Raw genomic sequence first — 26,826 nt, 5'->3', positions numbered from 1 at the left:
TTTATTTTATGACCGTGGCGTTTTGGGGTTCGTCTGGACTTTTGGTTAAACCGCCGTTCTCATCTGCGCTAATTTGAGCAGTATTTGATACCTTCGCGTCCAGCATTGGCACGCTTTCAAAGTCAAATTTAAGCTTTTCATCAGCGAAATCCACAAAAACCCTACCGCCATTTTGTAATGCGCCAAATAAAATTTCCGAGCTAATCTCATCTGAGATTTGCAACTGCACCTCTCGTTTGAGATTTCTTGCGCCAAATTCTGCGCTATAACCTTTTTTTATCAAAAACTCTTTTGCGCCTTTGCTTAGCGAAATTTCGATATTTTTGAGCCCTGATTGTATTTCTCGCACTGTTTTATCAACGATTTTTTCTAAAATTTCGCCTTTTAGCGGGTTGAAATTTATGATTTTATCTATGCGATTGCGAAATTCAGGGGCGAAAAAGCTCTTCACAGCGTTATCGATTTTATAGCTTTCGTCTTTGGTAAAGCCCACTTGTGGCGCTTCTTTGGTGCCTAAATTCGAGGTCATAATGATAATGGTGTTTTTAAAATCGCTACTCGTGCCGTTTGTGTCAGTTAGCACGCCGTTATCAAAAATACCCAAAAATATATTTGTCATGCTAGGGTGAGCCTTTTCGATTTCGTCAAAAAGCACGACGCTGTAAGGGTGTTTTTTGATCTGATTTGTCAAAATTCCGCCATTTTCAAACCCCACATATCCCGGAGGCGCGCCGATTAGGCGGCTCACGCTGTGAGCTTCCATATACTCGCTCATATCAAATCGCTCGAAATTTACACCTAAATTTTTAGCCAAAACCTTGGCTAGCTCGCTTTTGCCTACGCCTGAGCTTCCTGTGAATAAAAACACGCCAATTGGCGAATTTTCGTGCCTAAGTCCCGCGTAAGAGCGCAAAAGTGCCTTGCTTAGGCTAGAAACCGCCTCGTCTTGACCAAAAATTTCTTTTTTGATATTTTCCTCTAAATTTCGCAAGGTCTCTTTATTATCGACGCTTTGGCTTAAATTTGCGATATTTGCGCTAGCACTTAGCACATTTACCAAATCCTCTTTGCTGACATTTATTGCTTCGCTATGCTCTTTAAATGCGTAGCTCGCGCCCACTTCGTCGATCAAATCAATCGCACTATCTGGCAAAAATTTGTCGCTTTCGTAGCGTTTGGCTAAATTCACAGCCTCGCGCAAAATTTCATCGCTAAATTTGACATTGTGAAATTCTTCGTATTTTTTCACAATTCCTTTTAAAATTTCCACGCTATCTTCGATACTAGGCTCGTTTATGTCGATTTTGCATAGCCTTCTAGCAAGCGCTTTGTCTTTGCTTAGATTGCGAAATTCAGCGTAAGTCGTGGCGCCAATTAGGCTAAGTGTGCCGTTTGCAAGGCCCGGTTTTAGCAGATTTGACATATCCAAATCCTCGCGCGAGCCTGCCCCTGCACCAGCAATCGTGTGAATTTCATCGATGAAAAGTATAGCTTTATCATTTTTGCTAAATTCATCGATTACATTTTTTAATCTCTCCTCAAATTCGCCCCTTAGCGTCGTCCCAGCTACGAGCGCGCCCATATCAAGGGCAAAAATCGTTTTATCAGCTAGCTTTGCTGGAACCTCGCCATTTGCGATTTTTAGGGCAATTCCCTCGATAATAGCTGTCTTTCCTACGCCTGCTTCGCCCACAAGGACTGGATTGTTTTTTTTGCGGCGGCAAAGGGTTTGCAAGGTCTTTTCGATCTCTTTTTCGCGTCCGATTAGAGGGTCGATTTTGCCACTTTTTGCCATTTCGTTTAAATTTGTCGTATATAGCTCGCTAGCTGGTTTTTTTTTCTTTTTGCTCTCGTCATCTTCGCCTAAAAAATCATTAAAAAGCCCCTCGTCCATCTCGCCATTTTCGCCGTTTTGCGCCATATCGCGGTTGTCGAACCATTGTAAATATCTATCTCTAAATTTATCAAAATCGTAAGAATTTATCCCGTAAAATTCGAAAATTTTAGCCGCGTCTGTATCCTTGCTAGCAAGGACATAAGATATAAAATCTAGCTCGTTTTCGTTGTCAATGCTCTCCTCAAATAGCCCCATAATGCGCGCCAAATCGGTTGTCGCTGCGACCTTGGTGCGGTTTTTTTCATCTGATTTTGGCATTGAAGCGATTAGCTCGCCAATGCTGGTTTTGAAATTTTCATACTCAAAATTTGAAAACTCGTTTTCAAAAAAATTTCTAAAATTTTTATCTGAGAAAATTTCATATATCACGCTTGCTATGCTAACATACTCAAACCCGCCTTTTACGGCGTTTCGCACAGCGTTATCAATATCTTTTTGTAAATAAAATCCTATCATTTATCCTCCTCTATAATACATTTTAGTGGGAAGCCCTCTCTCGCGGCTGCCTCTAAAACGGCTTCTTGCTTGCTTTTGGCGATCTCTTTGGCATATACCCCACAAATCCCGCGCCCGTTTTTATGGACATTTAGCATGATTTTGACTGCGTTTTGCGTGGTGTGAGCGAAAATTTCGATTAAAATTATCACCACAAAATCCATTGGCGTAACATCGTCATTTAGTAGCACCACGCGATACGGCGAAGGTTTGAAGGTCTTAACTCGCACCTTTGTGCTGGTTTTAGTTGCCATTTTTTATCCTAAGCATATCTTTTTCTATCACCTTAGTAGAGACCATACCCAAATAATACGGCTTTCCGCGCTCATCTCCCTCGTTTATATCTGTCAGTGTCTGATACTCGCCGTCCTTAAAAACCACCTTAAATGGGATTGAAAGTGCGTGGCGGTAGTTGATATCGGTTAAAATTTGCTCCACGATACGGGAATTTTGCTTGTCGTTTGCTATGAAATAATACGCATTGTATTTTTTGGTGAAATTCTCCACGACCTGCGCATCTGTGATATCCTCGAAGTGTATTAATCCAACCATCATAAAATCATCTGCGTTTTTTAGCTGATAGTCCATTAGGTGCGGAGCCTCGATTTTGCACGGCTCGCAGTATGTCCCAAAGATATCAAACATCAAAATTTTATCGCTACCAGCTAATTTAAAGCCCTTATTCGTGCGCTCGATCACCACTTCGCCACCCACGACGCTTTTTAAGCTAAATTTTTCGCCCACGCTAAATGGGATAAATTTCGCCGCCACTTCGCTATTTTGCGCATTTTGTGCACTTTCATCATTACAACCACAAAGAAGCAATCCGGCAAAAATCAGCGTTAAAATTTTTCTCATAATCTCTCCTTTTTACTTAAAATTTTTCATTGCGCTTCTAGCCTCTCTGTCGGCTTCCTTGCGTTTTAGCGCCTCTCTTTTATCATGCAGGTTTTTACCACGCGCTAGTGCTACCCTAGCCTTGACGCGGTTTTTGTCATTTAGATACAGCGAGGTAACGACCAGCGTAAGGCCGTCCTTGCTGACATGACCTAGAAGTTTGTCGATTTGCTTTTTGTGCATTAAAAGCTTTCTTGGAGCCTTTTCGTCTGGGCGAAAATGCGGGTTAGTGTGCTCCAAATAGCTTATGTGCGCCCCTAGCAAAAACAACTCGCCTCTTATTATGCGACAAAAGCTGTCTTTGAGATTTGCCCTGCCAGCGCGCAAGGATTTGACCTCGCTACCCTTTAAAACCACGCCAGCTTCGAAATTTTCTAAAATTTCGAAGTCGTGGAAGGCTTTTCTGTTTTTTGTAAGTTCTTTTATCATTTTTTTACCTTAAATTTACCTTGAAACACGAACTGCCACTTCCGCTTAAAAACTCGCCCTTTTCTAGGCGCAAATCTGGATAAAGTGCGCGCGCTGGGGCTAGCAAATCATTTAAGCTATCAGCGTCAAAATTACTTAAAATTTCGCTTGATTTTAGCTTTAAAAGCTTGTTAGCTAAGCCTAAATCAATTTTGTCAAAATGATTTTTTCTAAATTCCCTATACACTGCGCCAGTATCGCAAAATAGCCCTTTTAGGCAAAGGCTAAGTGGCGGGATTTCATCATCAAACGCTTCGATTATTTCGCCTTTGCCACTCACATTTGCGCTTTTTTCGCCAGTTAAAAAAAAGCAAATATCGCTTCCGAGTGAATTTGCAATTTGCATTAAATTTGGCTTTGAAATTCCCAAATTTAGCTCATCATTTATCATTTTTAAAAACGCGGCACAGTTACTACTACCGCCACCCAATCCACCGCCTGCTGGAATTTGTTTGTAAAGTTTTACATAAAATTTTGCAAAAAATTCATCGAGCTCGTTTTTGTAACCGCTCTCGCACAGCCGCTCGTATGCGCTTTGGATAATGTTTTTACCAGCGATTTCTTTGTTGCACTCTATGCAAAATCCGCCACGCTCGCCACGCTCAAAGCTGATTTCGTCGTAAATTTCATCGCAAATTACAAAACGAGAGGCGATATCGTGAAATGCGCCGTTTGCGCCAGTAATTTTCAAAAAAATGTTTATTTTAGCAAAACTTTTCAAATCTTTATCCTATTCCACAGATATTTTACTTCGCCATCGCAAATTTCGATTATCGCGTGAAATTCGCCCAAATTTATCAAATATTCGCCGTTATTTTGAAATTTAAAATTTTGCGCGCGAAGTTTTTTGCCGAGCAAAATTTCATTTTTATCGCCATTATAAAAATTTTCTTTTAAATTTAGATAATCTTTGGGATTTATACTCGCTTCGTCATCAAATTTGGTATTTTCTAGGCTAAATTCGCCCTCGCTTACTCGGCAAAGCGCGCTTAGTGTCCCGCACACGCCTAGCTTTTCGCATAAAAGTTTGCCGTATGAGCGGATATATCCGCCCTCACTAACTGAAATTTTAAAGCTCAAAAACGGGTGGCGATAGCTTAGGATTTCGCACTCATACACGCTCATAACCTGCTCTTTAAGCGCCACTTCCTCGCCTTTTCTAGCTAGTTCATACGCACGCACACCACCGATTTTTTTTGCGCTAAATTTTGGTGGTGTGTATCGCACAAGTCCAAGCAAGTTATCCCTTGCACCCAAAATTTGCTCCATGCTAAGCTTTGGCACATTTTCTACGCTATAAATATTTTCGTTATCGCCACTTTCGCTACTAGCACCAAACCACAGCGTGGCGATATAGACTTTGGGTGATTTACGCAAAAAGCGAAAAAACCGCGTGTATTCGCCAAAACCAATGACCAAAGCCCCGCTAGCAAAGGGATCTAGCGTGCCAGAAAATCCGGCTTTTTTCACACCGTATTTGCGCTTCAAGCGTCCTAAAAACTGATTTGATGAAATTCCGGCAGGTTTGTTTGCTAAAAAAAGTCTATTCATACTAGTTTTTGCACGAAATTTTTCATTATCACGCGCTCGATTCCGCCGAAATTTATGGTAAGTTTGTCGCCATTTACCGCGCTTACTTTGCCCATACCAAAGAGTTTGTGGGTGATTAAATCGCCCTTTTTAAACTCGCCGTCACTTTGCGGGCTAAGTGGGGTGTCGATTAACCCTGCTTCGCCTAAAAATCGCGATTTGGATAGATAGTCCCGTTTCCCGCGATAAAAGCGCGAATTCGCAAAACTAAGCGTTAGCTCTTTTTTCGCCCTAGTTATGGCTACATACGCTAGCCTGCGCTCCTCTTCTAAATCTGTCGTATCGCTGATGATTGGGAAAAACCCCTCTTCAAGCCCAATGACAAAAAGGTGCGAAAACTCCAAACCCTTGCTAGCATGCACGCTCATGATATTTATCGCCTCTGCGCTGATATTGTCTTGATCGCTAAGAAGTGCCAAATCGTTTAAAAACTCACCCAAATCAAAATTTGGCTTATTTATGGCTTCATCTTTTAGCATAGCGCAAAATTCGTTGATATTAGCCAATCTATCATCGCCCTCTGGCATGCTCTCGTAGTATTCTTTTAGCTCAAATTTATCCAGCACTCCGTCGATTTTTTTCTCCACGCTTGGCTCGTGCGAGAGTTCGTTTATGTGGAGTTTGAGCTTTTCTAGGGCCTCTTTTGCTTTGGCGCTTAGATTTGCACCCTGATCTGAAAACGCGTCAAACAGGCTTAAATGCTTCCTTGCGCCGATTTCATCGAGCCTTGCAAGGCTAACCTTGCCAATGCCTCTTTTTGGGACATTTATAATGCGACGCATTGAAAAATCGTCATTTTCGTTGATGATTAGGCGCAGGTATGCGATGATATCTTTGATCTCGGCTCTTTCGTAAAATTTCACGCCACCTACTATGCGATATGCGATTTTCGCGCGGTTTAGCCCCTCTTCGAGTGCGCGCGAAAGAGCATTTACGCGGTAAAGCACGGCGATTTGGGCTGGGTGGATACCTGAGTTTATGAGCTCTTTGATTTTCGCTGCTACTTGCGCGCTTTCGTCGCTTTCGTTTTCGCAGTGTAGGATTTTGATATCTTCGCCCTTGCCAAATGTGCTTTTTAAATTTTTGCCAAGGCGGTTTTTATTGTGCGAAATTAGCTCGTTTGCAGCGAAGAGAATTTGGCTAGTCGAGCGGTAATTTTCCTCTAATTTCACATATTTTACATTTTCAAATTGATCGCGAAATTTTAGGATATTTTCCACCCTAGCCCCACGCCAGCTATAAATACTCTGATCATCATCGCCCACGACGGTTAAATTTTGGTGCGCTTTGCAAAGCTTTTGCAACAGTTTAAACTGAATTTCGTTCGTGTCTTGATACTCATCGACGGTTATGTAGGTGTATTGGCGCGAAACTTCATCGCAAAGCGCCTCGTTTGCGTCTAAAATTTTATAAGGAAGCACGAGCAAATCATCGAAATCGACTAAATTATTGCTTAGCAAATACTCCTCGTATCTGGTGTAGGCTTCTAACATTTTGGCGTAAAATCCCTCATTTGCCTGCTTGATATCATCGCTTAGCGAGGCGATATTGTTTTTAAGCTCATCTGGGCTGATTAGGGCGTTTTTGTATTTTGAAATTTCATTTGCCATGGTGCTTGTTTGCAAATTTATCTCAAACGATTTTAGGATTTTTTTCTTATCATCAGTGTCTATGACGGCGAAATTTGGCTTACGGCCAAGCTCGCTAATGTAAAATTTCAAAAACAAAAGTCCAAATTTGTGAAATGTGCATAGCAGCGGCACACCCACTTCAAGCCCTAAATTTGCGATTAGATTAAGCGCGCGAGAGCGCATTTCGCTAGCTGCTTTGTTTGTGAAAGTTAGCGTGAGTGTGTTTTGCGCGGGCACGCCGTTTGCTAGCAGGTAAGCTAGGCGCGCGGTGATTGTTTTAGTTTTGCCACTACCTGCGCCCGCTAAAATCAGCATAGCCCCGTCTATATGCAGTGCTGCCCTGCGTTGAGCCTCGTTTAATTCGTCTAAAAATTTCATATCTTTCCTATCTAGCGAAAATTCTGCGAGATCTCTCTTTTTTGATCCACTCGCTATCTATTTTGGCTAAATTTACAACCACTGGGGTATTAGCTTGGATTATCTCCATTATAGCATACAGCGGGATTGATACGACCGCTGCGAAATCCTCGCTACCAAAACCAGCTTCAAATTTCAAATCGTCCTTTTGGATATGCGCGCTTGAAAGCGTGTAGTTTTCTAGCTCGAAGAAAATCACAGGTTTTTTGATAAAGCCCGCACTTATCTCGCTAGGAAGTTCGGGGTCGAATTTCACCTCGCTTGTGCGCGCTACCACGCCAAAACTCTCGCCAAGCTCGAAAAAAAGCTCCAAAATTTCTTTTATATGCGCAATCTCTTTTTGTATGAATTTTTCGTTTTCTAAAATCATCTTTACTCCTTTACAAACTCGCTAACAAGGGAGCGAATTTGAGAAATTCCAATCTCCCAAAATTTATCATCGTCTAAATTTAGCCCAAATTTTGCGACTAAATTTTTAGGCGAATCACTTCCGCCCGAGCTTAAAAATTCAGTGTAAATTTCGGCGAAATTTGAAATTTTGCCACTTTTATACAGCCCATAAAGCGCCAAAACTAGCAACTGCGCGAAGCCATAAGAGTAGCAATAAAACGGCGTGTGGATAAAGTGCGGTATATAACTCCACCAAATTTTATATTCATCTCTAAGTTCTAGCGCCTCGCCAAACATTTTTTTGGACTCTTCTAGCCAAATTTCATTGATTTGCTCTGTGGCTAGCTCATCAGGCGAAGCGTGAATTCTGCGCTCAAATGTCGTAAAACCTATCTGGCGATACAGTGTGGCAAAAATATCTTCGAGTTTGTTTGCTATCATGGCACGAGCCACGCTTTTATCGGCGCGTGAGAGCATATAGTCAAAGACTAGCATTTCGCAAAATACAGAGGCTGTCTCGGCCGTGGTAAGTGGCGTAAATGAGTAAAAATATCCCACGCCATAGCTTAGATACTGGTGGATTGCATGACCTAACTCGTGCGCTAGGGTAAATACATCGCGACGCTTGGCGGTGAAATTTAGCAGCACAAACGGGTGTGTATCAGCCGAACCAGAGTGCGAAAATGCACCACTTTGTTTATTTGGCTTTGGCATAGCATCAATCCAGTTTTTCGCAAACGCTTCCCTTGCGATTTGCCCAAATTTAGGGTTAAATTTATCAAAGGCGTCAAGGACGATTTGTCTGGCCTCATCAAAGCTAAATTTGCTATCGTCGTTTAAATTTAGCGGTGCGTATCGATCAAAATCATAGAGCTTTTCAAGTCCCAAAATTTCGCGCTTTTTATCATAGTAGCGCCACACTAAATCAAAATTTCGCTCGGTTGCGCTAATGAGCGCATCGACGCTTGATTTTTCGATTTGGTTTTCTTCGTGCATGATTAGCTCGCCTTGTGCGTATCCGCGAAGCTCGCAACTGATTTTAAGGCTAGTTTTTATCATATTATAAATGTAGGTTAAAAGGTGTGAATTTTGCTCTAAGACCGCACTTAGCGAGACTGCGGCCTGCTTGCGTGCATTTCTATCGCTATCGTAAAGGTGTGATAAAAGCTCCTCTTCACTGATTTTCTCGCCCCCAAAGTCAAATTTTAGCCTTGCCATACTCTCATCAAACAGCCTCGAAAACGCCTCTGCGCCAACCACGCTCGTTTTTAGCAAAACCTTTTCTTCAAGCAGGCTTAACTGGTGCGATTTGTGTTTTTTAAGCAAATTTAAATAGTAAGCAAAACGCCCGCTACCCGCGATGAAATTTTGCGCTCTCTCCTCGCTAAGCTCGTTAAATTCTAGCTCGAAAAATAGCAAATTTTGGGCGATATCGTTGCAGATTTTGCTCCACTTTGGCTTGCCTTGCCCCACGCGTAGTATCTCTGGCGAAATCTAAATGCACGAAGCTCATAATCTTTGAAATTTGCGCGTTTATGCGCTCGTATTCGCCTAACGCTTCGCAAAATTCATCGCAGGTTAAATTCGCTAAATTTCCCCTAAATTTCGCCTCAAATTCGCTAGCCTTAGTGCGTGTATTTTCTATGGCAAGCTCAAATTTTTCCTCGTTTTGAAATAATTCACTCAAATCCCAATTCATACTTTTCCTTTAAATTTTTGGCGCAATTCTAGCCAAAAAGAGTTATACAGTGGTAAGCGACCAAAAATTTGGTCGCTTAAATTTTTAAATTTTAATGTTTTGAAGTTTGTGAAACGATAATTGTAAAAAGTGCGTCGGTAGAGCTATTTAGGGCTGTTTCCATTGAGTCTTGGATTACAGAGATTATGACACCGACGGTGATGACCTTAAATGCGATATCGTTGTCGATACCAAAAAGCGCACAAGCAAGCGGAATAAGCATAAGCGAACCGCCAGGCACGCCACTTGTGCCACATGCGCCCACGGCTGAGACTACGCATAGAAGCAAAGCTGTGCCAAAATCTGGGTGAATTCCTAGCGTGTATGCAGTCGAAAGTGCCAAAATAGCGATAACCACAGCGGCTCCCGCCATATTTACGGTAGCTCCTAGTGGGATAGAGATAGAGCTTAACTCATCATCAACGCCAAGTTTTTTGCAAAGGTTCATATTTACAGGGATATTCGCAGCCGATGAGCGTGTGAAAAACGCTGGAATTCCGCTCTCTTTAAGGCAGGTAAAGACGATAGGGAAAGGGTTTTTCTTGGTTACGAAAAATACGATTAGCGGATTTACCACAACAGCTACTAAAATAAGTGCTAGCACAAGCACGCCTGTAAGCTTAGCATAGGTTGCTAGACCTTCCACGCCCAAATCATACACAGTGTAGGTAATAATGCCAAAAATACCGATTGGCGCAAGCTGGATTACGACTTGGATTATTTTCGTTACACCTTCGCTTAAATCGCCGATGAAGCGTTTGGTTTCGTTCGTGCAAAATTTAAGCGCGATTCCAAGTCCTACCGCCCATGCGACAATACCGACATAATTACCGCTAGAAAGGGCATTTACAGGGTTATCAACGATTTTGAAAAATGTAGTTTTTAGCACTTCCCAGACATTTGCAGGTGCAGGTGAGTTTGCCGCGTCAACGCCATCAAGCGCAATCGGAGTCGGAAACATAAAGCTTACTCCAACGCCAACAAAAGCAGCCAAAAGCGTGCCTACGATATAAAGCACGATAACTCTTTTTAGTCCTGTCGTGCTTCCAAAAGTTTTATTGACAAGCGAACTTAAAATTAGAATAAAAACTAGCACTGGGGCGACAGCTTTAAGCGCACTTACGAAAAAATCACCAAACAATCTAGCCAAATTCGCTATATTACTCCACGCATTTGTTTCACCGCCGTCTAAATCCAGCCCAGATACACCGACCCTAGCAAAATACCCTAGCGCAGCACCGAGCAAAAGTCCGATGATAATGCGCATTATCAGGCTTTTGTTGCTGTAACTTTGTATTAGCTTATCTAAATAAGTCATCTTGCCTCCCTTTCAATGAGTAAAATTTGTCGCAATATATCTAAATTTTTATTTAACATTATTTAAATTCTTTAAAAATTTAATAAAATTTCATTTTACATTAAATATTAAACGCTAGAATTACGCCCAAAATTTTCAAAATTTTAGGAGCTTAAATGTATCTATTCACGAGCGAGGTCGTAAGCCCTGGTCACCCAGATAAATGCGCCGACATAATCGCAGATTCAATTGTCGATGAAATTTTAAAAAAAGATCCCAAAGGACGCGTAGCTAGCGAGGTTTTCGTAGCGGGCAAACATATCGTAATCGGCGGCGAAGTAAATGCCAAGGTCGATTTTACACACGATGATTATCGCCATATCGTCAAACGCGCTCTTAGCGACATTGGCTACAATGACAATCCATTTTTTACCCGCGAGCAATGCCTACACCCGCAAGATGTCGAGGTCGATGTATATCTAAACCAACAAAGCCCAGATATCAATCAAGGTGTAGATCAAGAAAGTGGCGAGATCGGCGCGGGAGATCAAGGCATAATGTTTGGCTTTGCGAGCTCGGAGACGCAAAATTTCATGCCAGCAGCGATTACTTATGCAAGGCTTCTTTGCGATAAGGTTTATGAGTATGCCAAAACTCACCCAAATCAGCTTGGTGTGGATATTAAAACACAAGTTACGCTTGATTATGGCACGAAGTCAAATTTTGAAGACTGCAAACCACAATCAATCCACACAATCGTAGTAAGCGCGCCTTGCGTGGAGAGCATGAGTATCGAATATGTGCGCGAGCTAATCCAAAATTTAATCGACACAGCAGGCCTTCCAAAAGAGCTTTATCAAAAAGAAAAAACCATAATTTATATCAACCCAACAGGTCGCTATGTAAATCACAGCTCGCTTCACGATAGCGGTTTGACTGGACGCAAACTCATCGTCGATAGCTTTGGCGGATATTCGCCGATCGGTGGTGGCGCGCAATCTAGCAAAGACTACACCAAAGTCGACCGCTCGGGGCTTTACGCAGCGCGCTATATCGCTAAAAATATCGTCGCAGCAGGGCTAGCGAAAAAATGTATAATCCAGCTAAGCTATGCTATCGGCGTAGCAAAACCAGTTAGTGTGAGTGTCGATTGTATGGGCACAAACGCTGGTATTGATGATGATACACTATCGAAATTTGTCCTCGAAAATTTCGCCCTAACCCCACGCTGGATTACTGAGAAATTCGGCCTAGACAAACCAAGTGCCCAGACATTTTTATACGCAAAAGTAGCTGCTTACGGCCAAGTCGGCAACCCAAAATACCCATGGGAGCAACTCGATAGCGTAGAGCTTTTCAAATCTTTGAAAAAATAAAATTTCGCAAGGAATTTAACCTTGCGAAATTTTTAAATTCTTAGTTATTTTATGACAATTTAATCTTAAATTTAACTCCGAGAAATTCCGATAAATTCGGCGAAATTTAACACTTTTTTAAGTAAAATTTTTGCAAAATATCGCATACTTTTAAGGGGTGAAAATGCAAGAAAAACACTACGAAGTCGTCATCGTCGGCGGCGGTATTTCTGGCGGTGCGCTAGCATACACTTTGGCGCAATACACTGATATAAAATCCATCGCAATCATCGAAAAATACGAGGGTTTAGCCACGCTAAATACAAAAGGCACGGCAAATTCACAAACGATCCATTGTGGCGATATCGAGACAAACTACACAATCGACAAAGCCAAAAAGGTCAAACGCGCAGCCGATATGATTGCGAAATACTGCAAAAAGCACGATTATATCGGTAAATTTATCTTTGAAGGGCAAAAAATGGCAATCGGCGTGGGCGACAGCGAGGTCGCTTTTATCAAAGATCGCTATGAGGTTTTCAAAGAGCTTTATCCGTATTTGGAATTTTATGACAAAGACAAGCTAAAACAGATCGAGCCAAAGGTCATTTTCGATAGCAATGGCAACCCTCGCCCCGAAGATGTCGCAGGTCTTGGCGTGCAAACTGGCGCATATACCACGATTGATTTTGGCGCCATGACAAATACCCTAGTCGAAAATGCGCAAAAAACAAAGGGCAAAATTTGCGATTTATACCTAAATTCTGAGGTTCAAAATATCACAAAGGTAGGCGATAAATTTTATATCCGCACTGCAAACAAAATTTCAGTCAGCGCTGATTTCGTCGTAGTCGATGCGGGCGCGCACTCACTATGGCTAGCGCACAAAATGGGCTATGGCAAAAACCTTAGCGCGATTTGTATCGCCGGAAGCTTTTATCTAACCAAACAAAAATTACTAAACGGCAAAGTCTATATGGTGCAAAACCCAAAACTCCCATTTGCCGCACTTCACGGAGACCCTGACCTGCTAGCTGATGGTTGCACGAGATTTGGTCCTACTGCGCTAACTATGCCAAAATTAGAGCGTTACAAAGGCTGTCGCTCGGTGCCTGAGTTTTTCCAATCACTAAATTTCACGCCAAAGGTCGCAAAGGTATTTTGGAATAATTTCGGCGATAGCGATGTTAGAAATTTCTTGTTGCGAAATATTGCGTTTGAAGCCCCAGTTTTAGGCAAAAAACTCTTTGTCAAAAATGCCAAAAAAATCATACCTAGCATTAGAGAAGAAGATATCTACTACGCCAAAGGTTTTGGAGGCGTCAGAGCCCAAATCATCGACCAAGACAAGCTTGAATTGCTTCTAGGCGAGGCTAGAATCGACGATAATAACGGCGTGATTTTCAATATGACTCCAAGCCCAGGTGCGACAAGCTGTTTTGGCAACGCAGAGCGCGACGCTATCTCAATCTGCTCGTTTTTGGGCAAAAAATTCGACGCTGAAAAATTCGAAAACGAACTTGTAAAATAATTAAATTTATGCAGAATTTTTCTGCATAAATTTTACTTTTAAATTTCAAATTTTAACACAAAGGAAAATTTAATGAAAAAAGCAAAAATCATAGCCACGCTTGGCCCAGCTAGCGATAACGAAGAGATAATGGAAGCCATGGTTAGGGCTGGGGTCAATGTTTTTAGACTAAATTTTTCGCACAACTCGCACGAATATCACGCGCAAAATGTCGCAAAAATCCGTAGTGTGGAGAAAAAGGTCGGATTTCATATCGGGATTTTGCAAGACATCTGCGGCCCTAAAATCCGCATTGGCGAGCTTGATACGCCTTTCGAGCTAAAAGCCGGCGATCGCCTCGATATCTACGCCAAAGAGCAAATCGGCACCCAAATCGCCCCGCACCACTACGCTCTTAGCATTAATCAACCCCAAATTTTGCCTATGCTAAAAGCTGGCGAATATGTCTATCTCTACGACGGCATAATCCGCGCTAGGGTCGCTCACAGCGGAAACGATGTCGTCCAAACCGTCATCGAAAACGACGGCACCCTAAGCTCGAAAAAGGGTGTAAATTTCCCAAATACCGTCCTTGGCATAGATGTCATCACGCCAAAAGATAGAGCCGATATGGAATTTGGCGCCACTCTTGGCGTGGATTTTGTGGCAATCAGCTTTGTGCAAAGCGCAAACGACATAATCAAAGCAAAGAAAATTTTGCGCGCTTCTGGCTCACACGCACATGTTTTGGCAAAAATCGAAAAATTTGACGCTGTGGAAAACATAGATAGCATTATCGACGAGAGTGACGGAATCATGGTCGCTAGGGGCGATTTGGGTATCGAGGTGCCGTTTTACAAGGTGCCTTCAATCCAAAAATTGATTATCAAAAAGGCAAACGAAGCCGCCAAACCAGTCATCACAGCCACTCAAATGCTTCTAAGCATGACGCGCAACGAAACAGCCACCAGAGCCGAAATCAGCGATGTCGCCAATGCCGTGCTTGACGGCACAGACGCTGTAATGCTAAGCGAAGAGAGCGCAGTAGGCATAAATCCAGTCGCTGTCGTGCGCGCTATGTCGCATACAATACTAGAAGCGCAAGAGATCTACGCTTACAACCGCTTCAAGCACGAAAACCACGATAGCACCGATATCATGGCAGAATCAGCCGTTAGGCTAGCAGGTCAGCTAAACGCGGATAAAATCATCGCCCTAACCTCCTCTGGCAAACTAGCCGTGCAAATGGCGAGATATCGCCCAAATATCGATATCCTAGCCGTTACTCACGATATAAACACAGCGCGCTATCTCACGCTTTGTTGGGGTATAGGCCAAAGCCTAGTTATCGCCGAGGAAGCCAAGCTTCACACGCTCATGGCAAAGGCTATCAAAAGCGGCGTGGATTGTGGCGCAATCAAGCTTGATGGAACATATATCATGACGGCAGGTTATCCAACAGGTGTAAGCGGGACTACAAATCTTATCCGTATGTTAAAGGACGAGCAAATATCCTACTACTTACTAGACGCGTAAAACCTAGTAAATTAATAAAATTTGTCGAATTTACTAAAAATTTAAGTAAAATTTAGCTTCGTTAGCAAAATTTTGGAGTATAATACGCCCCGTTTTAAAGGAAACGAATATTTTATTTAAAAGGAGCAAAGTTATGAAAAAATTAGTTTTCTTAACATTGTTTGGTGTTGCGAGTTGTGCATTCGCTGGTATAGCTGAGGAAATGGACGCAAAATGTCAAGCAGGAGATTATCAAGCTTGCACTGAGCTTGGTATGAAATACTACCGCGGTCAAGATGGTTTGCCACAAGACCACGAAAAAGCTCATAGTTATTATGATGAAACTTGTAATAAACACAATTACGCTGAGGCTTGCTACCGCGACGGAATATTCCACTCAGTAGGCGTTGGTGCAGAGCACAACCACGATCGCGCAATGCAATCTTTGAAAATGGCTTGTGATCAAGGTCACGAAAAAGCTTGTAAAATGGCAGAGAGAATCAAAGACGATAATTAATCACTATTTTTACTCTGTTTTTACCACTGCGCCGATAAAATAAAATTCGGCGCAAATTATCGAATTTACACAAAATTTAATTAAAATTTAACTCTATTATAACTATTTTAGTGTATAATCACGCGTTCCAAAGGAAACACATATTATTTTTACAAGGAGAAAGTTATGAAAAAACTAGTTTTCTTAGCACTATTTGGTTTTGCGAGTTGCGCATTCGCTGGTATAGCAGAGGATATGGACGCAAAATGCGAAGCAGGAGATTATCAAGCTTGCACTGAGCTTGGTATGAAATATTTCCGTGGCGAAGATGGCTTGCCAAAAGACTATGACAAAGCTCACACATATTATGACAAAACTTGCAATATCGCTAAATGGGCTGAGGCTTGCTACCGCGACGGTATCTTCCACTCAGTTTTAGACGGCAAATGGCATAATCACGATCGTGCAATGCTATCACTATCAATGGCTTGCGAGCAAGGACACCAAAAAGCTTGCTCTATGAAAGAAAGAATTGCTAACGATAAATAATCGTTATTTTACTATTATTTCTACTTCGGCGCCGAATTTTTCGGCGCTTTTTTTATGCCCGAAAATTCTTTCTCATTGTAAGAAGCATTATTTTTGTCATTGAGAGCTTTCGCTACCGCAAGTTCCTAAATACTGCCCCGATTTTGTCATTGTAAGCGCATTGCGACGAATTGTTATTTTTGTCATTGCGAGCAAAAGCAAAGCGTCAAGACGCTTTGCCGAAGCAATCCAGGGAAATTCAGATAAATTTGATAAATTTAAATTCTCTCTAAATTTTACTGGATTGCTTCGACCACTGCGTGGTCTCGCAATGACAAAGCAAATAAAATTTGCAAAATTTCTCAATGACACAAAATCTGTTTTCACAGAATTTCAAATTTCACAGAATTTCAAAATTTATGTTTCAGCTCCAAGCTAAGCATATCCGAGATTTTCTCAGCCTCGAAATACTTCGCCTGCGCCTTCATATAAGCGCACATTTGGCGGTCTTTCTCGCAAATGCCATGCTCCAATAAAAACTGCACCGCAAGCGAATTATCCATAAGCGCAGAAAATTTAATAAAGCCTTCAAGCTCCTTTTTATCGAGCTCGTTTATCCCTTTATACTTCAAACTTTCCTCGAAAAACCGCATTTTATCGGCGTGAAATTTCGAAAAATCGTAACTCTGCGCAATGCGCCTAAGATCGCTTGGCGGGGTTTTTAAAAGATAATCGAGCGTGATATTTTGGTCTTTGATAAACTCCGCCTCGCTCGAAGTTATATCAGCGACCACGCCATTTCCTAGCGGTGCGCCATTAGCCAAAAAATATGCAAACGCGTCGAAATTATCGCACGCACTAGCCATTTTTGCGTCATTTTCGCTAGGTTTGGCGCCACTACTTACCAACAAATCTATTAGCGCAAACAGCTCCTCGCTGTCAAATTTAGTGGAATTTTCGTCATTTGCCACACCTGCGCCGATATCGCAACCATAGGAATTTACGATATTTAAAGGATTGTCAAATTCGCCCTCGTTATAATTCAAATTCGGGCTGAATTTTAAAATTTCAGTGATTTTGTCGAAGTCAAATTTGCCTGTGCGCGAAATTTTGGAATTATAGATAAAATGCGTAAAAATCCGCTCGCCATACTCGCCAAATTCCTCATTTATGCGCTCAGCATTTGCGCGCGCAAAATCCAAAAGTCCGTCTAGCGCGTTAGAAATTTGGTCGTTTGTAGCGTTTTCATCGTGGAAAATTTCAAAATTTGGCGCAGTATCTGCAAAAACACCATTGCTAGAATTTGCGTCCAAATTCGGCGCAGTATCAGAAGTAGTATCGGGCGCAGTATCCACAGAAATACTCTTGCTTAAATTTTGCGTAAAATTTTGTGATAAATTCTGCGTAAAATTCTGCTCATTTGCGCCAGCCAAACAAACAAACGCAACCAAAATATAAAAAATTCCGCCCATTTGCCCTATTTTCACTGCAACTCCCTTATTTTTTCGTGCATATAGTAGTGGTCGCAATACTGATTGATGAGCGTGCCGTCTTTGGCGTAAATTTTAAGCTCATATTCGATAAATTTTTCGCCTGTGGGGACATTTTTGTAGGTCATTTTATCGGGTTGTTGCTTTTTCTCAAACTCCGCAAACTCACTAGGTATCATCTCAAATGAGGCTATATCGTCGATTTCGTAGCCCTCTTTTAGCCCAAAATGATAGCCAGTAGTCCTATTTAGCGGACTATTGGTATATGATCTGGAAGTGAATTTACGCTCTAAATTTAAAAAAATTATCGCTGTTTCATTGCCTATATTTTCGCAATATTTATTTTTTTTATCTGTATCTGTGAAAAGAAATAAACAAAATTTATCCCCGCAAATCGCCTTTTGTTTTTTGTATTCTACTGGCCATTTGCTCATATTTGAGGTGCGGATTTTTTGCGTCCCTTCGTGGGTTTTGATCTCATAGACATTTTCATCTACTGGCAAAACCTCGCTATCTCCGTGAAATTTGCCGTATTTTTGGGGCGTGATTTCGGTATTTCTATTTAGTTTAGGCGGGAAATCGTAAGCTTCAAGCGGGATTTGCAATCTTGAAATCGCCTCGAAATTTTGCTCGGCACTGCTAGGAAACCACACCGTCCTACCTGGATTTGAGTGTAGATCAAACGAGCCAATGTATTGCCTAGTGATTTTATGCGCCGTTTGCTTGTAAATTTCGTTTGCGCCCTCTTTTAGGGTGATATTCCACGATTTGTGCCTGAAAAATTTCTCCTTTTTTCGCACTTCCTCGCTTGGCGAAAAATCATCTTCTATGTATAAATAATGCTCCCCCGGCATATCTTCGCCCAAAAGATAATCAAACGACAAGCCGTCGTTGTAGCGAAGCCACACGCCATGCTTATCGCGCAAGTAAATATAAGGCACACTAATGGCATCAGGAAATGCCCCATCAATCGCATTTTCCCAAAATATAGGCTTTGGGGTTAAATTTTGCGGAAAAGGGTTGGCTTTTGTATCTGCAAACTGGCGCTCGTAGTTTGGGATTTGCAAATCGCAAGCGTCGCTGGGCTCGCTCGGATCGCACCCAGCTGGCGGCGAAAATAAAGCATGTAAAAACATATAAATAGCAACGCCAAAAACCAAAAGCAAAAAACCAGCAATACCAAAAACCCAAAGAAAAAATTTGAAAATTTTTTTAATCATTATTTTTTATAGCGAATTTCCACCGATTTTTTGTGCGCTGTGAGCCCCTCAGCCTGTGCTAGTGCCATGCACGCTTCGCCCAGAGCGTCGATTGCGCCCTTGTTTAGCGCGATTACCGAGCTTCGTTTGATAAAGTGATAAACCCCAAGCGGCGAGAAAAATCTCGCACTGCCACCTGTCGGCAAAGTATGATTTGGCCCCGCCAAATAATCCCCCATAGCCTCAGGCGTGTAATGCCCCAAGAAAATCGCGCCTGCGTGTTTAATGCGCGCAAGGTAATCGTAGGCGTTGTCCATGGCGATTTCTAGGTGTTCGACGGCTAGGTCGTTCATCAAATCTATCGCCTCGTCGAAATCTCGCGCGATAATAATCGCGCCCTTGTCATCAATGCTCTTTCTAGCGATACTCTCGCGCTCTAATGTAGGCAAAATTTTATAAATTTCATCTTTCACGGCAAGGGCAAATTTCTCATCTGCGCTTACCAAAATACTACTTGCGATCTCGTCGTGCTCGGCTTGGCTTAGCAAATCCACAGCCGTGTGATACGCACTTGCACTAGCATCTGCTAGCACGCCCACCTCGCTAGGACCTGCGATCATATCGATATTTACATCGCCAAAAACGAGCTTTTTAGCTGTGGCGACAAAGATATTTCCGGGGCCTGTGATGACATCGACCTTTTCTATCGTTTCCGTGCCATACGCCATGGCTGCGACTGCGCTCGCACCGCCTACTTTGTAGGCTTTTTTGATTCCTAGCACATGCATGGCAGCTAAGAGAAGTGAATTTACCACTCCGCCCACAGCAGGGGTGCAGACCGTGATATCAGCGACACCCGCGACGATTGCAGGCACTGCGTTCATCAAAAGCGAGCTAGGATAGGCAGCCTTGCCACCTGGGATATACAGCCCCGCGCGATCTACGGGTGTGATTTTTTGGCCCAAAATTTCGCCGTGCGCGCCGAAGTCAATCCAGCTTTTTTCGAGTTGCTTTTCGTGATAGGCATAAATGCGATCATACGCCACTTTAAGCGCGGTTTTTAACTCGTCGCTTAGCTCGTCGAAAGCCTTTTTCATCTCATCTTGCGAAATCGCCAAATTTCCCTTAACTTCCCATTTGTCAAATTTGGCTATTTGCTCGTTTAACGCCTCATCGCCACGCGCCTTGATATCATCGATGATACCGCTTACGATCGGCATTACCTTTTGCATGTCCATATTGCCACGATTTACCAGAGCCTCGAATTCTTGCGCGAAATTGCTATCTGTGCTTTTTAAAATTTTCATATTTAATCCTAAAATTTTGATTGTAAAAATTTGAAGTTTATAGCATAATTTGGTTTTGAATTTAATAAATTTGGGAATTTAATGTCATTGCGAGATTTCCGCTACCGCAAGTTTAAAATACTGCCCCGATTTTGTTGTTGCAAAAAGTGGAGTAAAATTTGCCCGCTATTGTCATTGCGAGAGAGTAAAACGAACGAAGCAATCTACGAATTTAAAAATTTAAGCGTGTGTTTTTGCTGTCATTGCGAGCGTAGCGAAGCAATCCAGTAAAATTTAAACAATGTTTGATTTTATAAACGGCTTCGCCGTTGCTGGATTGCTTCGAGTTTTTTCAAAACTCTCGCAATGACACTTTTTTTGTCATTGCGAGGAGCGTAGCGACGAAGCAATCTAGTAAAATTTAAACAATGTTTGATTTTATAAACGGCTTCGCCGTTGCTGGATTGCTTCGAGCCTTTCGGCTCTCGCAATGACAGATTAAGCGTTTTCGATTAAGGCGATTTCGTCGGCGCTTAAATCATAAAGTGCAAAAACAAGCGAATTTAGTTCGTTTTCGCTTCTTAAAATTTGCGATTTCAAAGACAGCACCCGAGATTTGTATTCACTAAAAAAACTCTCGTAGTAGTTTTTAAATTTCACTTCGGCAAGTTTGTCGGCGAATTTTTCTTTTTTGGCTTTTGTGTATTCTTTGATAAATTCGTCGAATTCTAAATTTTCAAATTCGGCTAGTTTTTGCGGTATTTTTTCTAAATTTAACTCGCGCAAAAATTCGGTTTTTGTGGTTTGTAAATTTGAGTTTAATTCTATTAATTTATCGGCTAAATCTATAAAAGGTTGTTGATTATCAGTGAAAACTAACGGAAGTTGCTCTATTGTTGATTTTTGTATAGCTAACGAACCGCTTGCTAAATATTTATCTTTGAATTCAATATTTAAATAGCAAGTTATAAATTTAGAATTTAAAATGGCTAATAAAAATTTTGGATTAAAATTTTTAAAATCGTAAATTCCATAGCAACCTACACCCAATGCCAACGGCTTGTCGCTATAAACAGCTTCAATTCTTTTAGATAACCCAGCTATTGCAATTTTCGGTTTATTCCAAAATTCAAATTTTGATTTTGCTATGATATTTTCATCAAATTTGATATATGGATTTGTATAGATTTTTTTCATATACGGAATTTTTTGATTTAAAATTATATATGGGTCTATCGTTCCGCTAACTATAAATTTTATTCCATCGCTATTTTCATTTAAAAGTGGAATAATTTTTTGAGCTTCAAAACCAGTTGTGCCTGAATTTATCAAAATTCCAAAATCTTTTAATTTTTTAAATCTATTAAATGGATTTTCTTTCTTTTCAAATTTACTTAAATTTTCTAAATCATTTATATTATTTAATTCATAATATTTTTGATTTGTAATTGCTGAATTTTTGTTACCGATAGTTATAATGGAAGCAACACCGACATCTTCAAAAATTAATAAATCTTTATGAAAAATTACAACAGATTTTAATGAATTAGATTTTAAAAATTCAAGCGTTGGTTTTGCATAATCTGCAATTAAAAGCTTATTTGGGATAATCCAACCATAAGCTCCATTTTCTTTTAAGATTTCATAACCTTTTATCAAAAATGGCAGATATAAATCCCAAGAGCCAGTTAGAAGAGGAAATTTGTAAAGTATTTCTTTTCTATCATTTTTATTCATATTTTTTGCATTTACATATGGTGGATTGCCGATGACGCAGTCAAATTTGAAATTAAAAGGGAAATCTAAAAGCGAATTCGCGCATTTTATATTATTTGATAAATTTGTCAGTTTTCGCCCCTTTTGCGCGGTGCGGAGCCAAAGCGAGAGTTTGGCGATTTGCACAGCGTCGGCGTTAATATCCACGCCAAAAAGGTTGTTTTCTAAAATTTGGGGTTCTATGTCGTATAACGGCAAAGCTTCGTTTTCGTAAATTTTGCGAAATTTATCTAGGTTTTTGTGTTCGTTAATGAGAAAATCCAAAGCCCCGTTTAAAAACGCACCCGAGCCACAGGCTGGGTCGATGATTTTTAAATTTAGCAAAAAATCTTTGTAAGCACGGATATTTTCGAGCGTTTGCGTTTCTGCTTTGCTAAGGCGTTTTGGGTTTTTGGGAAGTGAAATTTCGTGCAAATTTAGCCTTGACTTTTCGTTTTCGCAAATCTCGCCTAGCGTTTGGCTAATGATAAATTTCACAATGTATTCAGGCGTGTAGAAAATCCCGTCTTTCTTGCGTTTGCTATCTTTTTTGTCGAAATTTTTGTTTTCGACTTGGGCAGTGAGCTCTTCGAGGTCGCTTAGGCTCTGCTCGAAAATATGACCTAGGATATTCACGCCGATATCGCTTGCAAAGTCGTAAGATGAGAGTTTGGCGATATAGCTTTGTAAAATTTCATCGCTAAGCCTTAGCGAATTTAGCGCCTCATCAGTGGCGAAAAGTCCGCCGTTGTAAGCTAGGACGCCGAGTTTGTCGTTGCCTTTGTCGATAGCGTCAAAATAAATTTGCCAAATTTCATAAAGGTTAAAATCGGTGAATTTTTGGTTTTGCCACTGCTCGTGGATATCGGCGACGAAATTTGAGCGTAAAAGTCCGTAATCTTCGGCAAAAAGGACGAAAATTATGCGGTCGCAGAGTTTTTGCACTAGGCTTAAAATTTCTTTTGGCGAAATTTGCGGATTTTCTTGGACGGCGTTTTCAAAGAGTTTTAGGCGAAATTCACTAAAATCAGCGTAAAGTCTTTTTGAAATTTCTCTATCTGAATTCTCGCTTTTGTCCCGCAAATCAATAGTTTTAAACGAATTTATATTTTCGAAGCAAAAAATTTGGTGAAAAAGCTCGAATTCATCTCGTGTCATAGTAAAAAGACTAAATTTTTCATAAGCGGTTTTTTTGTCGATATACAGGCGGATTTCATCGAAATTTGAGATGATGATATAACGGCTTTTTGAGTTTGAATTGTGATAATTAAAGGCTTGATTTTCGATTTTGTCCAAATCGTGCGTTTTTTGGTCTTTTAGCTCGATAACACCGATGACTTCGCTGTTTGCGCCTAGGATTGCGCCGTCTGCTTTTTTGGCGTCAGTTTCGTTTTTGCTCTCTCTTGCTAGGTTGAAATTTTGCGGATTTGTCGTTTTTAGCGTGTAGCCTAGGCAGGCCTCAAAAATATCGTGTAAAAAATCGGTCTGATACTCTTCTTCTTTGTAGCCTTTTATGGCGTCGATTTTAGCTTGAAATTTGAGTAAATTTTCGTAGCGTTCGTTTAAAGTTTTTTCATCTTGCTTTTGTTCTTTGATGATTTTTTCTTTGAAAAGTGCCATTTATTTCCTTTTAAATTTATACTCATACCTTTGCAGTTGCGAGATATTGCCGAGAATTCCGCCTTGGTGGATATATAGGACTTCGTTTGTGAATTTTTCGCGGTTAGCTAAAAGCGTAAGAAGTCCCACGGGGTCGTAGATAAGATCAAATTCTATGCCGGTTTGCGCACGGGCTTTCTGCCAAATTTCATAAAGTTCGGCGTAAGGTTTGCCAAAGTGAAATTTGCGTGGCGAGGGCAAAATTTGCACGCCCGAGTGCGGATCTAGGGCTAGTATTTGCTCTCTCAGATACGAGCAATCGCCCACGCAAGGTGTGGTAAAGACGCGAAAACGGCTGTGTTTGGCTAGATACGCCGCACTCGTGCCTGTGCCACTAGGCAAAAAAATGTCAAATTCTCGCCCATTTTCGCGCGCATACTCTTCGATAAATTTAGCCTGTGCGATAAATCCAGCCTCAGCCTCGCCCTGCGCAACCCCCTCTTCGATAAAAATCGTGCTCTCATCGCAAAGGCTAAGCGCAAACTCACGGCGATTTTGCGCCACGAAAATCTCCATGCCATTTTCTAGTGCGGCGGCGAAATTCCCGCACGGGCGCGCGCTTAAATTTTCGCTTAAATGCGAGATAACAAACTGAAATTTAAGGCCCTTTATGCGGGCAAAAACGCTTTCGTTATACATAGCGTTTGATTGCGAGCTACCAAAGCTTACAATCTTTGAAATGCCCTGTAAATCGGCACTGAGTAGGGATTGAAGCTTCCTTGCTTTATTGCCGTTAAAAATCCCAATCAAATCATCACGCAAAATTAAAAAGCTAAAATTTTCGATTTTTATCTTTTGGATTTTTGGGGGTTGTAGCGAAATTTCGCCCGTTTTTTGCGCCTTTTCTACTTCGCGCAAATTGGCTTGAAACTCAGGCGAGATTATGGCGCACTCTGTAAGCTCGCGCGAGTATTGCGCCCCGCCAAAGCTATCTTGTCGCATTTGCGTCAAATTCCAAAAATTTGCGGATTTCTTCCATGGCCTCTTTGTTGCTAAGCGTAAATTTGATTTCGATTCTACGGCTTGCGTCTTTGTCCTCGACGCCGTCAGTTAGCACAGGCTGAGAATAACTGCGCCCGCTTGCGATTAGGTATTTTTGCAATCTCTCGTCTTTGTTCCACTCGTTTATGAAATTCATGACCGCTAGCGCGCGTTCTTGCGAAAGGGCTAGGTTGTATAAATACCCGCCGTCGCTGTCTGTGTGGCCCTCGATGATGATTTGATCTAGGCTATTTCTGATTTCATCATTATCCATAAGCGCGCTAAAATACCCTTCTAGCGCGGTTTTGAAACTCTCTTTGCTACCCTCTTTAAGCTCGCTTGAACCCTTGTCAAAAAGCACGGACGAATTTAGCGTCATCGCCCCGCTCTCGCTATCTATGCGGATTTTGCCACCTAAGCGTTCTTTAAGTTCGGCGATTAGTTTGACCTTTTGACCGGTTAGGTTGCGAATTCGGTTTTTGGTGACATTTAAATCGTGCAAAATTTTGTTGAAATCGCTCTCTTTTTGGGTTAGCTGATCGAGCAAAAACGCGATTTTTATCTCTTTTTCGGTAGCTTCGGTGCGAGTGTTTTTCAAAAGCTCGCTAATGTCGAAATTCTCTTTTTTGAGTTTTTCTGCCATGGCGCTTAGATCTTCGATTTGGATAAAATAGATCGAATTTTGCTTGCGAAGGTCGGTGTTTTCGACATTTAGCTTTTCAAGCTGTTCGGAAAAAATCTTATTTAAAGCCTCTAATTCAGCGGATTTTTTCTGCGAGGATTGAAGCGCGACCATAGTCTTTTCATGCTCGCTAGTTTGGGCTTTGAGGTCGTCTTGCACTAAATAATACTTAACGATAATCCCGCCAATTAGTAAAATAAAGACAAACAAAAGCCCCGCCATTAAATCAGCGTAAGCTATCCAAAAGGTCTCTTTTTCGCTGGTTTTACTCTTCATTTTGGTTTTCTTTTTCGTCTATGCTTTGAAGCGTTTTGCGTAGCTCGTCGATGATACCCTCTGAGCTTGTGTTTTTGCCTAAGCTAGAATCAAAAAGCGATTTGATTTCGTCATTTAGCTCTTTAAAACTTGCCTTAAAGCTCTCTCTTGCGTTAATTTGCTCGCTTAGCATATTTTCGTTTAGGGATTTGATCTGCAAGGTAAAATTTACGATTGCCTGATTTAGGGCGTCTGCGCTGGTTTGCAGATTTGCGCTTTTTTGCTCAGATGATTTCGAAAAGCTCAAATATCCCGCTGAAATGCCGTTTTGGATCTCGACCATATTGCTCGTAACGGCCTTTAAAGACGATAGAATTTGGTCGAAATTTTTGCTGATTTCGCCGTGAGTTAGGTTGGCATTTAGTATCATTTCGTTGGCTCGCTCTAATTCGCTTGTGGTTAGCACAAGGGCGCGCTGCTCGGCGTCAATTATGCCTTGAAGTGTTTGCATTTTTTCATCAATTGCGACATTTAGGCTATCGCTAAGGGTATTTGAAGCCATAGCCATGAAAGAGCGCGAAACCTCTGCGTTGCGATCGAGTATCTCGCTAAGGTAGCTTTGCGTGATTTCCTCTTTGCTCCAAAAAAAGTTTTTTGTAGCGTTTTTATATTTTAAAAGCAATCTTTCGAATTTGCTAATTCCCTTTTTTTCGAAATAAATCCACCAAAGCGCTAGAAAAATACCATAAATCGACACATAAAACGCCGTGCCAACGCCACCTAGAAGCCCAGCAATTTCGGTCTCTAAATTTGCGATATTTGATGATGAGAAATTTGGCATAGAAATCGCAATGCTGATAAATGTGCCCAAAATGCCCAGCATTGGGAAAACACCCACCGCGACAGAGGCGTAGTTGTCATTGCGAAGCGAGTGCGAGTATTCATCTACGAAATTTTCAAATTTAGCGTCGGACTTTTTTTTAGCGCCTATGCTAAGGAGATTTTCGACGATATAGTTTTTAAGTTCGGTTTTGAAATTTTCGATACTATTTTGAAATTTCAAACAGCCAAATTCAGCATTATGCCTAGCCAAAAATAGCGCAATGATGAGCAAAAAGCCCATCATTACGATCGAGTGAAGCTCGACTTTGAAGTTGATTACCTTCAAAAATCCTAGCAAAAATATGGCGAAAATCGCCACAGGAACAAACACGATTTTCAGATAAACGCCAAGTAGTGAGCGCTCTGGATTTTCGGGAAGCGTTAAATCTAAAATTTCTGTTGTTTTTTCCATA

Annotated in this window: 21 protein-coding genes and 1 pseudogene; 5 read left to right on the top strand and 17 right to left on the bottom strand. The window is 41.3% G+C overall.

Features of this window, described 5'->3' with window-relative positions; genetic code table 11:
* Window position 1: 1 nt before the first annotated feature.
* From OFO10_RS04820 to sstT, 10 genes and pseudogenes are all read right to left on the bottom strand, one after another.
* Window positions 2-2,353, bottom strand: coding sequence for an AAA family ATPase (locus OFO10_RS04820; RefSeq protein WP_270866295.1), 2,352 nt, complete (start codon window positions 2,351-2,353; stop codon window positions 2-4).
* A complete protein-coding gene (locus OFO10_RS04815) occupies window positions 2,350-2,646 on the bottom strand; it encodes an ATP-dependent Clp protease adaptor ClpS (RefSeq protein WP_270865010.1) in 297 nt (98 codons plus the stop codon). Before OFO10_RS04815 ends, OFO10_RS04820 begins: the two co-directional genes overlap by 4 nt.
* Window positions 2,636-3,250, bottom strand: a complete 615-nt coding sequence (locus OFO10_RS04810; RefSeq protein WP_270866294.1) for a TlpA family protein disulfide reductase — start codon at window positions 3,248-3,250, stop codon at window positions 2,636-2,638. The genes OFO10_RS04815 and OFO10_RS04810 overlap by 11 nt, the downstream gene beginning before the upstream one ends.
* A 12-nt stretch (window positions 3,251-3,262) precedes the next feature.
* Window positions 3,263-3,718, bottom strand: a complete 456-nt coding sequence (gene smpB, locus OFO10_RS04805; protein WP_270861725.1) for an SsrA-binding protein SmpB — start codon at window positions 3,716-3,718, stop codon at window positions 3,263-3,265.
* Window positions 3,719-3,722: 4 nt separating this feature from the next.
* Entirely contained in the window at window positions 3,723-4,478 is a 756-nt protein-coding gene (locus OFO10_RS04800) for a 4-(cytidine 5'-diphospho)-2-C-methyl-D-erythritol kinase (protein ID WP_270866293.1), read from the bottom strand.
* Window positions 4,475-5,308 carry a tRNA pseudouridine(55) synthase TruB gene (truB, locus tag OFO10_RS04795; protein ID WP_270866292.1) on the bottom strand — a complete coding sequence of 278 codons (834 nt, stop codon included), beginning with the start codon at window positions 5,306-5,308 and terminating at the stop codon, window positions 4,475-4,477. The genes OFO10_RS04800 and truB overlap by 4 nt, the downstream gene beginning before the upstream one ends.
* Window positions 5,305-7,356, bottom strand: a complete 2,052-nt coding sequence (locus OFO10_RS04790; protein WP_270866291.1) for an ATP-dependent helicase — start codon at window positions 7,354-7,356, stop codon at window positions 5,305-5,307. Before OFO10_RS04790 ends, truB begins: the two co-directional genes overlap by 4 nt.
* Window positions 7,357-7,363: 7 nt before the next feature.
* Window positions 7,364-7,765 carry a hypothetical protein gene (locus OFO10_RS04785; protein ID WP_270866290.1) on the bottom strand — a complete coding sequence of 134 codons (402 nt, stop codon included), beginning with the start codon at window positions 7,763-7,765 and terminating at the stop codon, window positions 7,364-7,366.
* 2 nt (window positions 7,766-7,767) lie between these two features.
* A pseudogene (locus OFO10_RS04780) lies at window positions 7,768-9,484 on the bottom strand (M3 family oligoendopeptidase).
* 91 nt (window positions 9,485-9,575) lie between these two features.
* A complete protein-coding gene (gene sstT / locus OFO10_RS04775) occupies window positions 9,576-10,841 on the bottom strand; it encodes a serine/threonine transporter SstT (protein WP_270861731.1) in 1,266 nt (421 codons plus the stop codon).
* A 155-nt stretch (window positions 10,842-10,996) separates the two neighbouring features.
* On the opposite strand from sstT, the gene metK reads away from it, so the two are divergent.
* The 5 genes from metK (at window position 10,997) to OFO10_RS04750 (ending at window position 16,245) form a co-directional block, all read left to right on the top strand.
* Window positions 10,997-12,196: a methionine adenosyltransferase gene (gene metK, locus OFO10_RS04770; RefSeq protein ID WP_270858903.1), complete on the top strand. Its 1,200-nt coding sequence runs from the start codon at window positions 10,997-10,999 to the stop codon at window positions 12,194-12,196.
* 163 nt (window positions 12,197-12,359) lie between these two features.
* Window positions 12,360-13,706, top strand: coding sequence for an FAD-dependent oxidoreductase (locus OFO10_RS04765; RefSeq protein ID WP_270861732.1), 1,347 nt, complete (start codon window positions 12,360-12,362; stop codon window positions 13,704-13,706).
* Window positions 13,707-13,778: 72 nt separating this feature from the next.
* Window positions 13,779-15,221: a pyruvate kinase gene (pyk, locus tag OFO10_RS04760; protein ID WP_270858905.1), complete on the top strand. Its 1,443-nt coding sequence runs from the start codon at window positions 13,779-13,781 to the stop codon at window positions 15,219-15,221.
* Between the two features lie 202 nt (window positions 15,222-15,423).
* Window positions 15,424-15,717 (top strand): tetratricopeptide repeat protein, encoded by a 294-nt coding sequence (locus tag OFO10_RS04755; protein WP_270866289.1) that lies wholly within the window; start codon window positions 15,424-15,426, stop codon window positions 15,715-15,717.
* 165 nt (window positions 15,718-15,882) lie between these two features.
* Window positions 15,883-16,245, top strand: a complete 363-nt coding sequence (locus OFO10_RS04750) for a hypothetical protein (RefSeq protein WP_270866288.1) — start codon at window positions 15,883-15,885, stop codon at window positions 16,243-16,245.
* A 389-nt stretch (window positions 16,246-16,634) separates the two neighbouring features.
* On the opposite strand, the gene OFO10_RS04745 is transcribed toward OFO10_RS04750, so the two are convergent.
* From OFO10_RS04745 to OFO10_RS04715, 7 genes are all read right to left on the bottom strand, one after another.
* Window positions 16,635-17,711: a hypothetical protein gene (locus OFO10_RS04745; RefSeq protein WP_270866287.1), complete on the bottom strand. Its 1,077-nt coding sequence runs from the start codon at window positions 17,709-17,711 to the stop codon at window positions 16,635-16,637.
* Entirely contained in the window at window positions 17,708-18,934 is a 1,227-nt protein-coding gene (locus OFO10_RS04740; protein ID WP_270866286.1) for a hypothetical protein, read from the bottom strand. The genes OFO10_RS04745 and OFO10_RS04740 overlap by 4 nt, the downstream gene beginning before the upstream one ends.
* The gene (gene hisD, locus OFO10_RS04735) at window positions 18,934-20,220 is read right to left on the bottom strand and encodes a histidinol dehydrogenase (protein WP_270866285.1); all 1,287 of its coding nucleotides are present in this window, start codon (window positions 20,218-20,220) and stop codon (window positions 18,934-18,936) included. Before hisD ends, OFO10_RS04740 begins: the two co-directional genes overlap by 1 nt.
* Before the next feature lie 477 nt (window positions 20,221-20,697).
* Window positions 20,698-23,574, bottom strand: a complete 2,877-nt coding sequence (locus tag OFO10_RS04730) for an Eco57I restriction-modification methylase domain-containing protein (protein ID WP_270866284.1) — start codon at window positions 23,572-23,574, stop codon at window positions 20,698-20,700.
* The gene (locus OFO10_RS04725) at window positions 23,575-24,555 is read right to left on the bottom strand and encodes a 1-aminocyclopropane-1-carboxylate deaminase (RefSeq protein WP_270866283.1); all 981 of its coding nucleotides are present in this window, start codon (window positions 24,553-24,555) and stop codon (window positions 23,575-23,577) included. It lies immediately after the preceding gene.
* The gene (locus tag OFO10_RS04720; protein ID WP_270861740.1) at window positions 24,542-25,552 is read right to left on the bottom strand and encodes an OmpA family protein; all 1,011 of its coding nucleotides are present in this window, start codon (window positions 25,550-25,552) and stop codon (window positions 24,542-24,544) included. Before OFO10_RS04720 ends, OFO10_RS04725 begins: the two co-directional genes overlap by 14 nt.
* Window positions 25,542-26,825, bottom strand: coding sequence for a MotA/TolQ/ExbB proton channel family protein (locus tag OFO10_RS04715; protein WP_270866282.1), 1,284 nt, complete (start codon window positions 26,823-26,825; stop codon window positions 25,542-25,544). The genes OFO10_RS04720 and OFO10_RS04715 overlap by 11 nt, the downstream gene beginning before the upstream one ends.
* Between the last annotated feature and the right edge of the window lies 1 nt (window position 26,826).

The organism is Campylobacter sp. VBCF_06 NA8 (genome assembly GCF_027737825.1).
Taxonomy (GTDB): domain Bacteria; phylum Campylobacterota; class Campylobacteria; order Campylobacterales; family Campylobacteraceae; genus Campylobacter_B.
The sequence above is the reverse complement of the archived record's forward strand: the minus strand, read 5'-3'. Positions and strand labels throughout refer to the sequence as shown.

Excerpts from the sequence above, each read along its gene's own strand:
- OFO10_RS04820 (WP_270866295.1), bottom strand. The coding sequence starts at position 2,353 with ATGATAGGATTTTATTTACAAAAAGATATTGATAACGCTGTGCGAAAC.
- OFO10_RS04815 (WP_270865010.1), bottom strand. The coding sequence starts at position 2,646 with ATGGCAACTAAAACCAGCACAAAGGTGCGAGTTAAGACCTTCAAACCT.
- OFO10_RS04810 (WP_270866294.1), bottom strand. The coding sequence starts at position 3,250 with ATGAGAAAAATTTTAACGCTGATTTTTGCCGGATTGCTTCTTTGTGGT.
- smpB (WP_270861725.1), bottom strand. The coding sequence starts at position 3,718 with ATGATAAAAGAACTTACAAAAAACAGAAAAGCCTTCCACGACTTCGAA.
- truB (WP_270866292.1), bottom strand. The coding sequence starts at position 5,308 with ATGAATAGACTTTTTTTAGCAAACAAACCTGCCGGAATTTCATCAAAT.
- OFO10_RS04790 (WP_270866291.1), bottom strand. The coding sequence starts at position 7,356 with ATGAAATTTTTAGACGAATTAAACGAGGCTCAACGCAGGGCAGCACTG.
- OFO10_RS04785 (WP_270866290.1), bottom strand. The coding sequence starts at position 7,765 with ATGATTTTAGAAAACGAAAAATTCATACAAAAAGAGATTGCGCATATA.
- sstT (WP_270861731.1), bottom strand. The coding sequence starts at position 10,841 with ATGACTTATTTAGATAAGCTAATACAAAGTTACAGCAACAAAAGCCTG.
- metK (WP_270858903.1), top strand. The coding sequence starts at position 10,997 with ATGTATCTATTCACGAGCGAGGTCGTAAGCCCTGGTCACCCAGATAAA.
- OFO10_RS04765 (WP_270861732.1), top strand. The coding sequence starts at position 12,360 with ATGCAAGAAAAACACTACGAAGTCGTCATCGTCGGCGGCGGTATTTCT.
- pyk (WP_270858905.1), top strand. The coding sequence starts at position 13,779 with ATGAAAAAAGCAAAAATCATAGCCACGCTTGGCCCAGCTAGCGATAAC.
- OFO10_RS04755 (WP_270866289.1), top strand. The coding sequence starts at position 15,424 with ATGGACGCAAAATGTCAAGCAGGAGATTATCAAGCTTGCACTGAGCTT.
- OFO10_RS04750 (WP_270866288.1), top strand. The coding sequence starts at position 15,883 with ATGAAAAAACTAGTTTTCTTAGCACTATTTGGTTTTGCGAGTTGCGCA.
- OFO10_RS04740 (WP_270866286.1), bottom strand. The coding sequence starts at position 18,934 with ATGATTAAAAAAATTTTCAAATTTTTTCTTTGGGTTTTTGGTATTGCT.
- hisD (WP_270866285.1), bottom strand. The coding sequence starts at position 20,220 with ATGAAAATTTTAAAAAGCACAGATAGCAATTTCGCGCAAGAATTCGAG.
- OFO10_RS04730 (WP_270866284.1), bottom strand. The coding sequence starts at position 23,574 with ATGGCACTTTTCAAAGAAAAAATCATCAAAGAACAAAAGCAAGATGAA.
- OFO10_RS04725 (WP_270866283.1), bottom strand. The coding sequence starts at position 24,555 with ATGCGACAAGATAGCTTTGGCGGGGCGCAATACTCGCGCGAGCTTACA.
- OFO10_RS04720 (WP_270861740.1), bottom strand. The coding sequence starts at position 25,552 with ATGAAGAGTAAAACCAGCGAAAAAGAGACCTTTTGGATAGCTTACGCT.
- OFO10_RS04715 (WP_270866282.1), bottom strand. The coding sequence starts at position 26,825 with ATGGAAAAAACAACAGAAATTTTAGATTTAACGCTTCCCGAAAATCCA.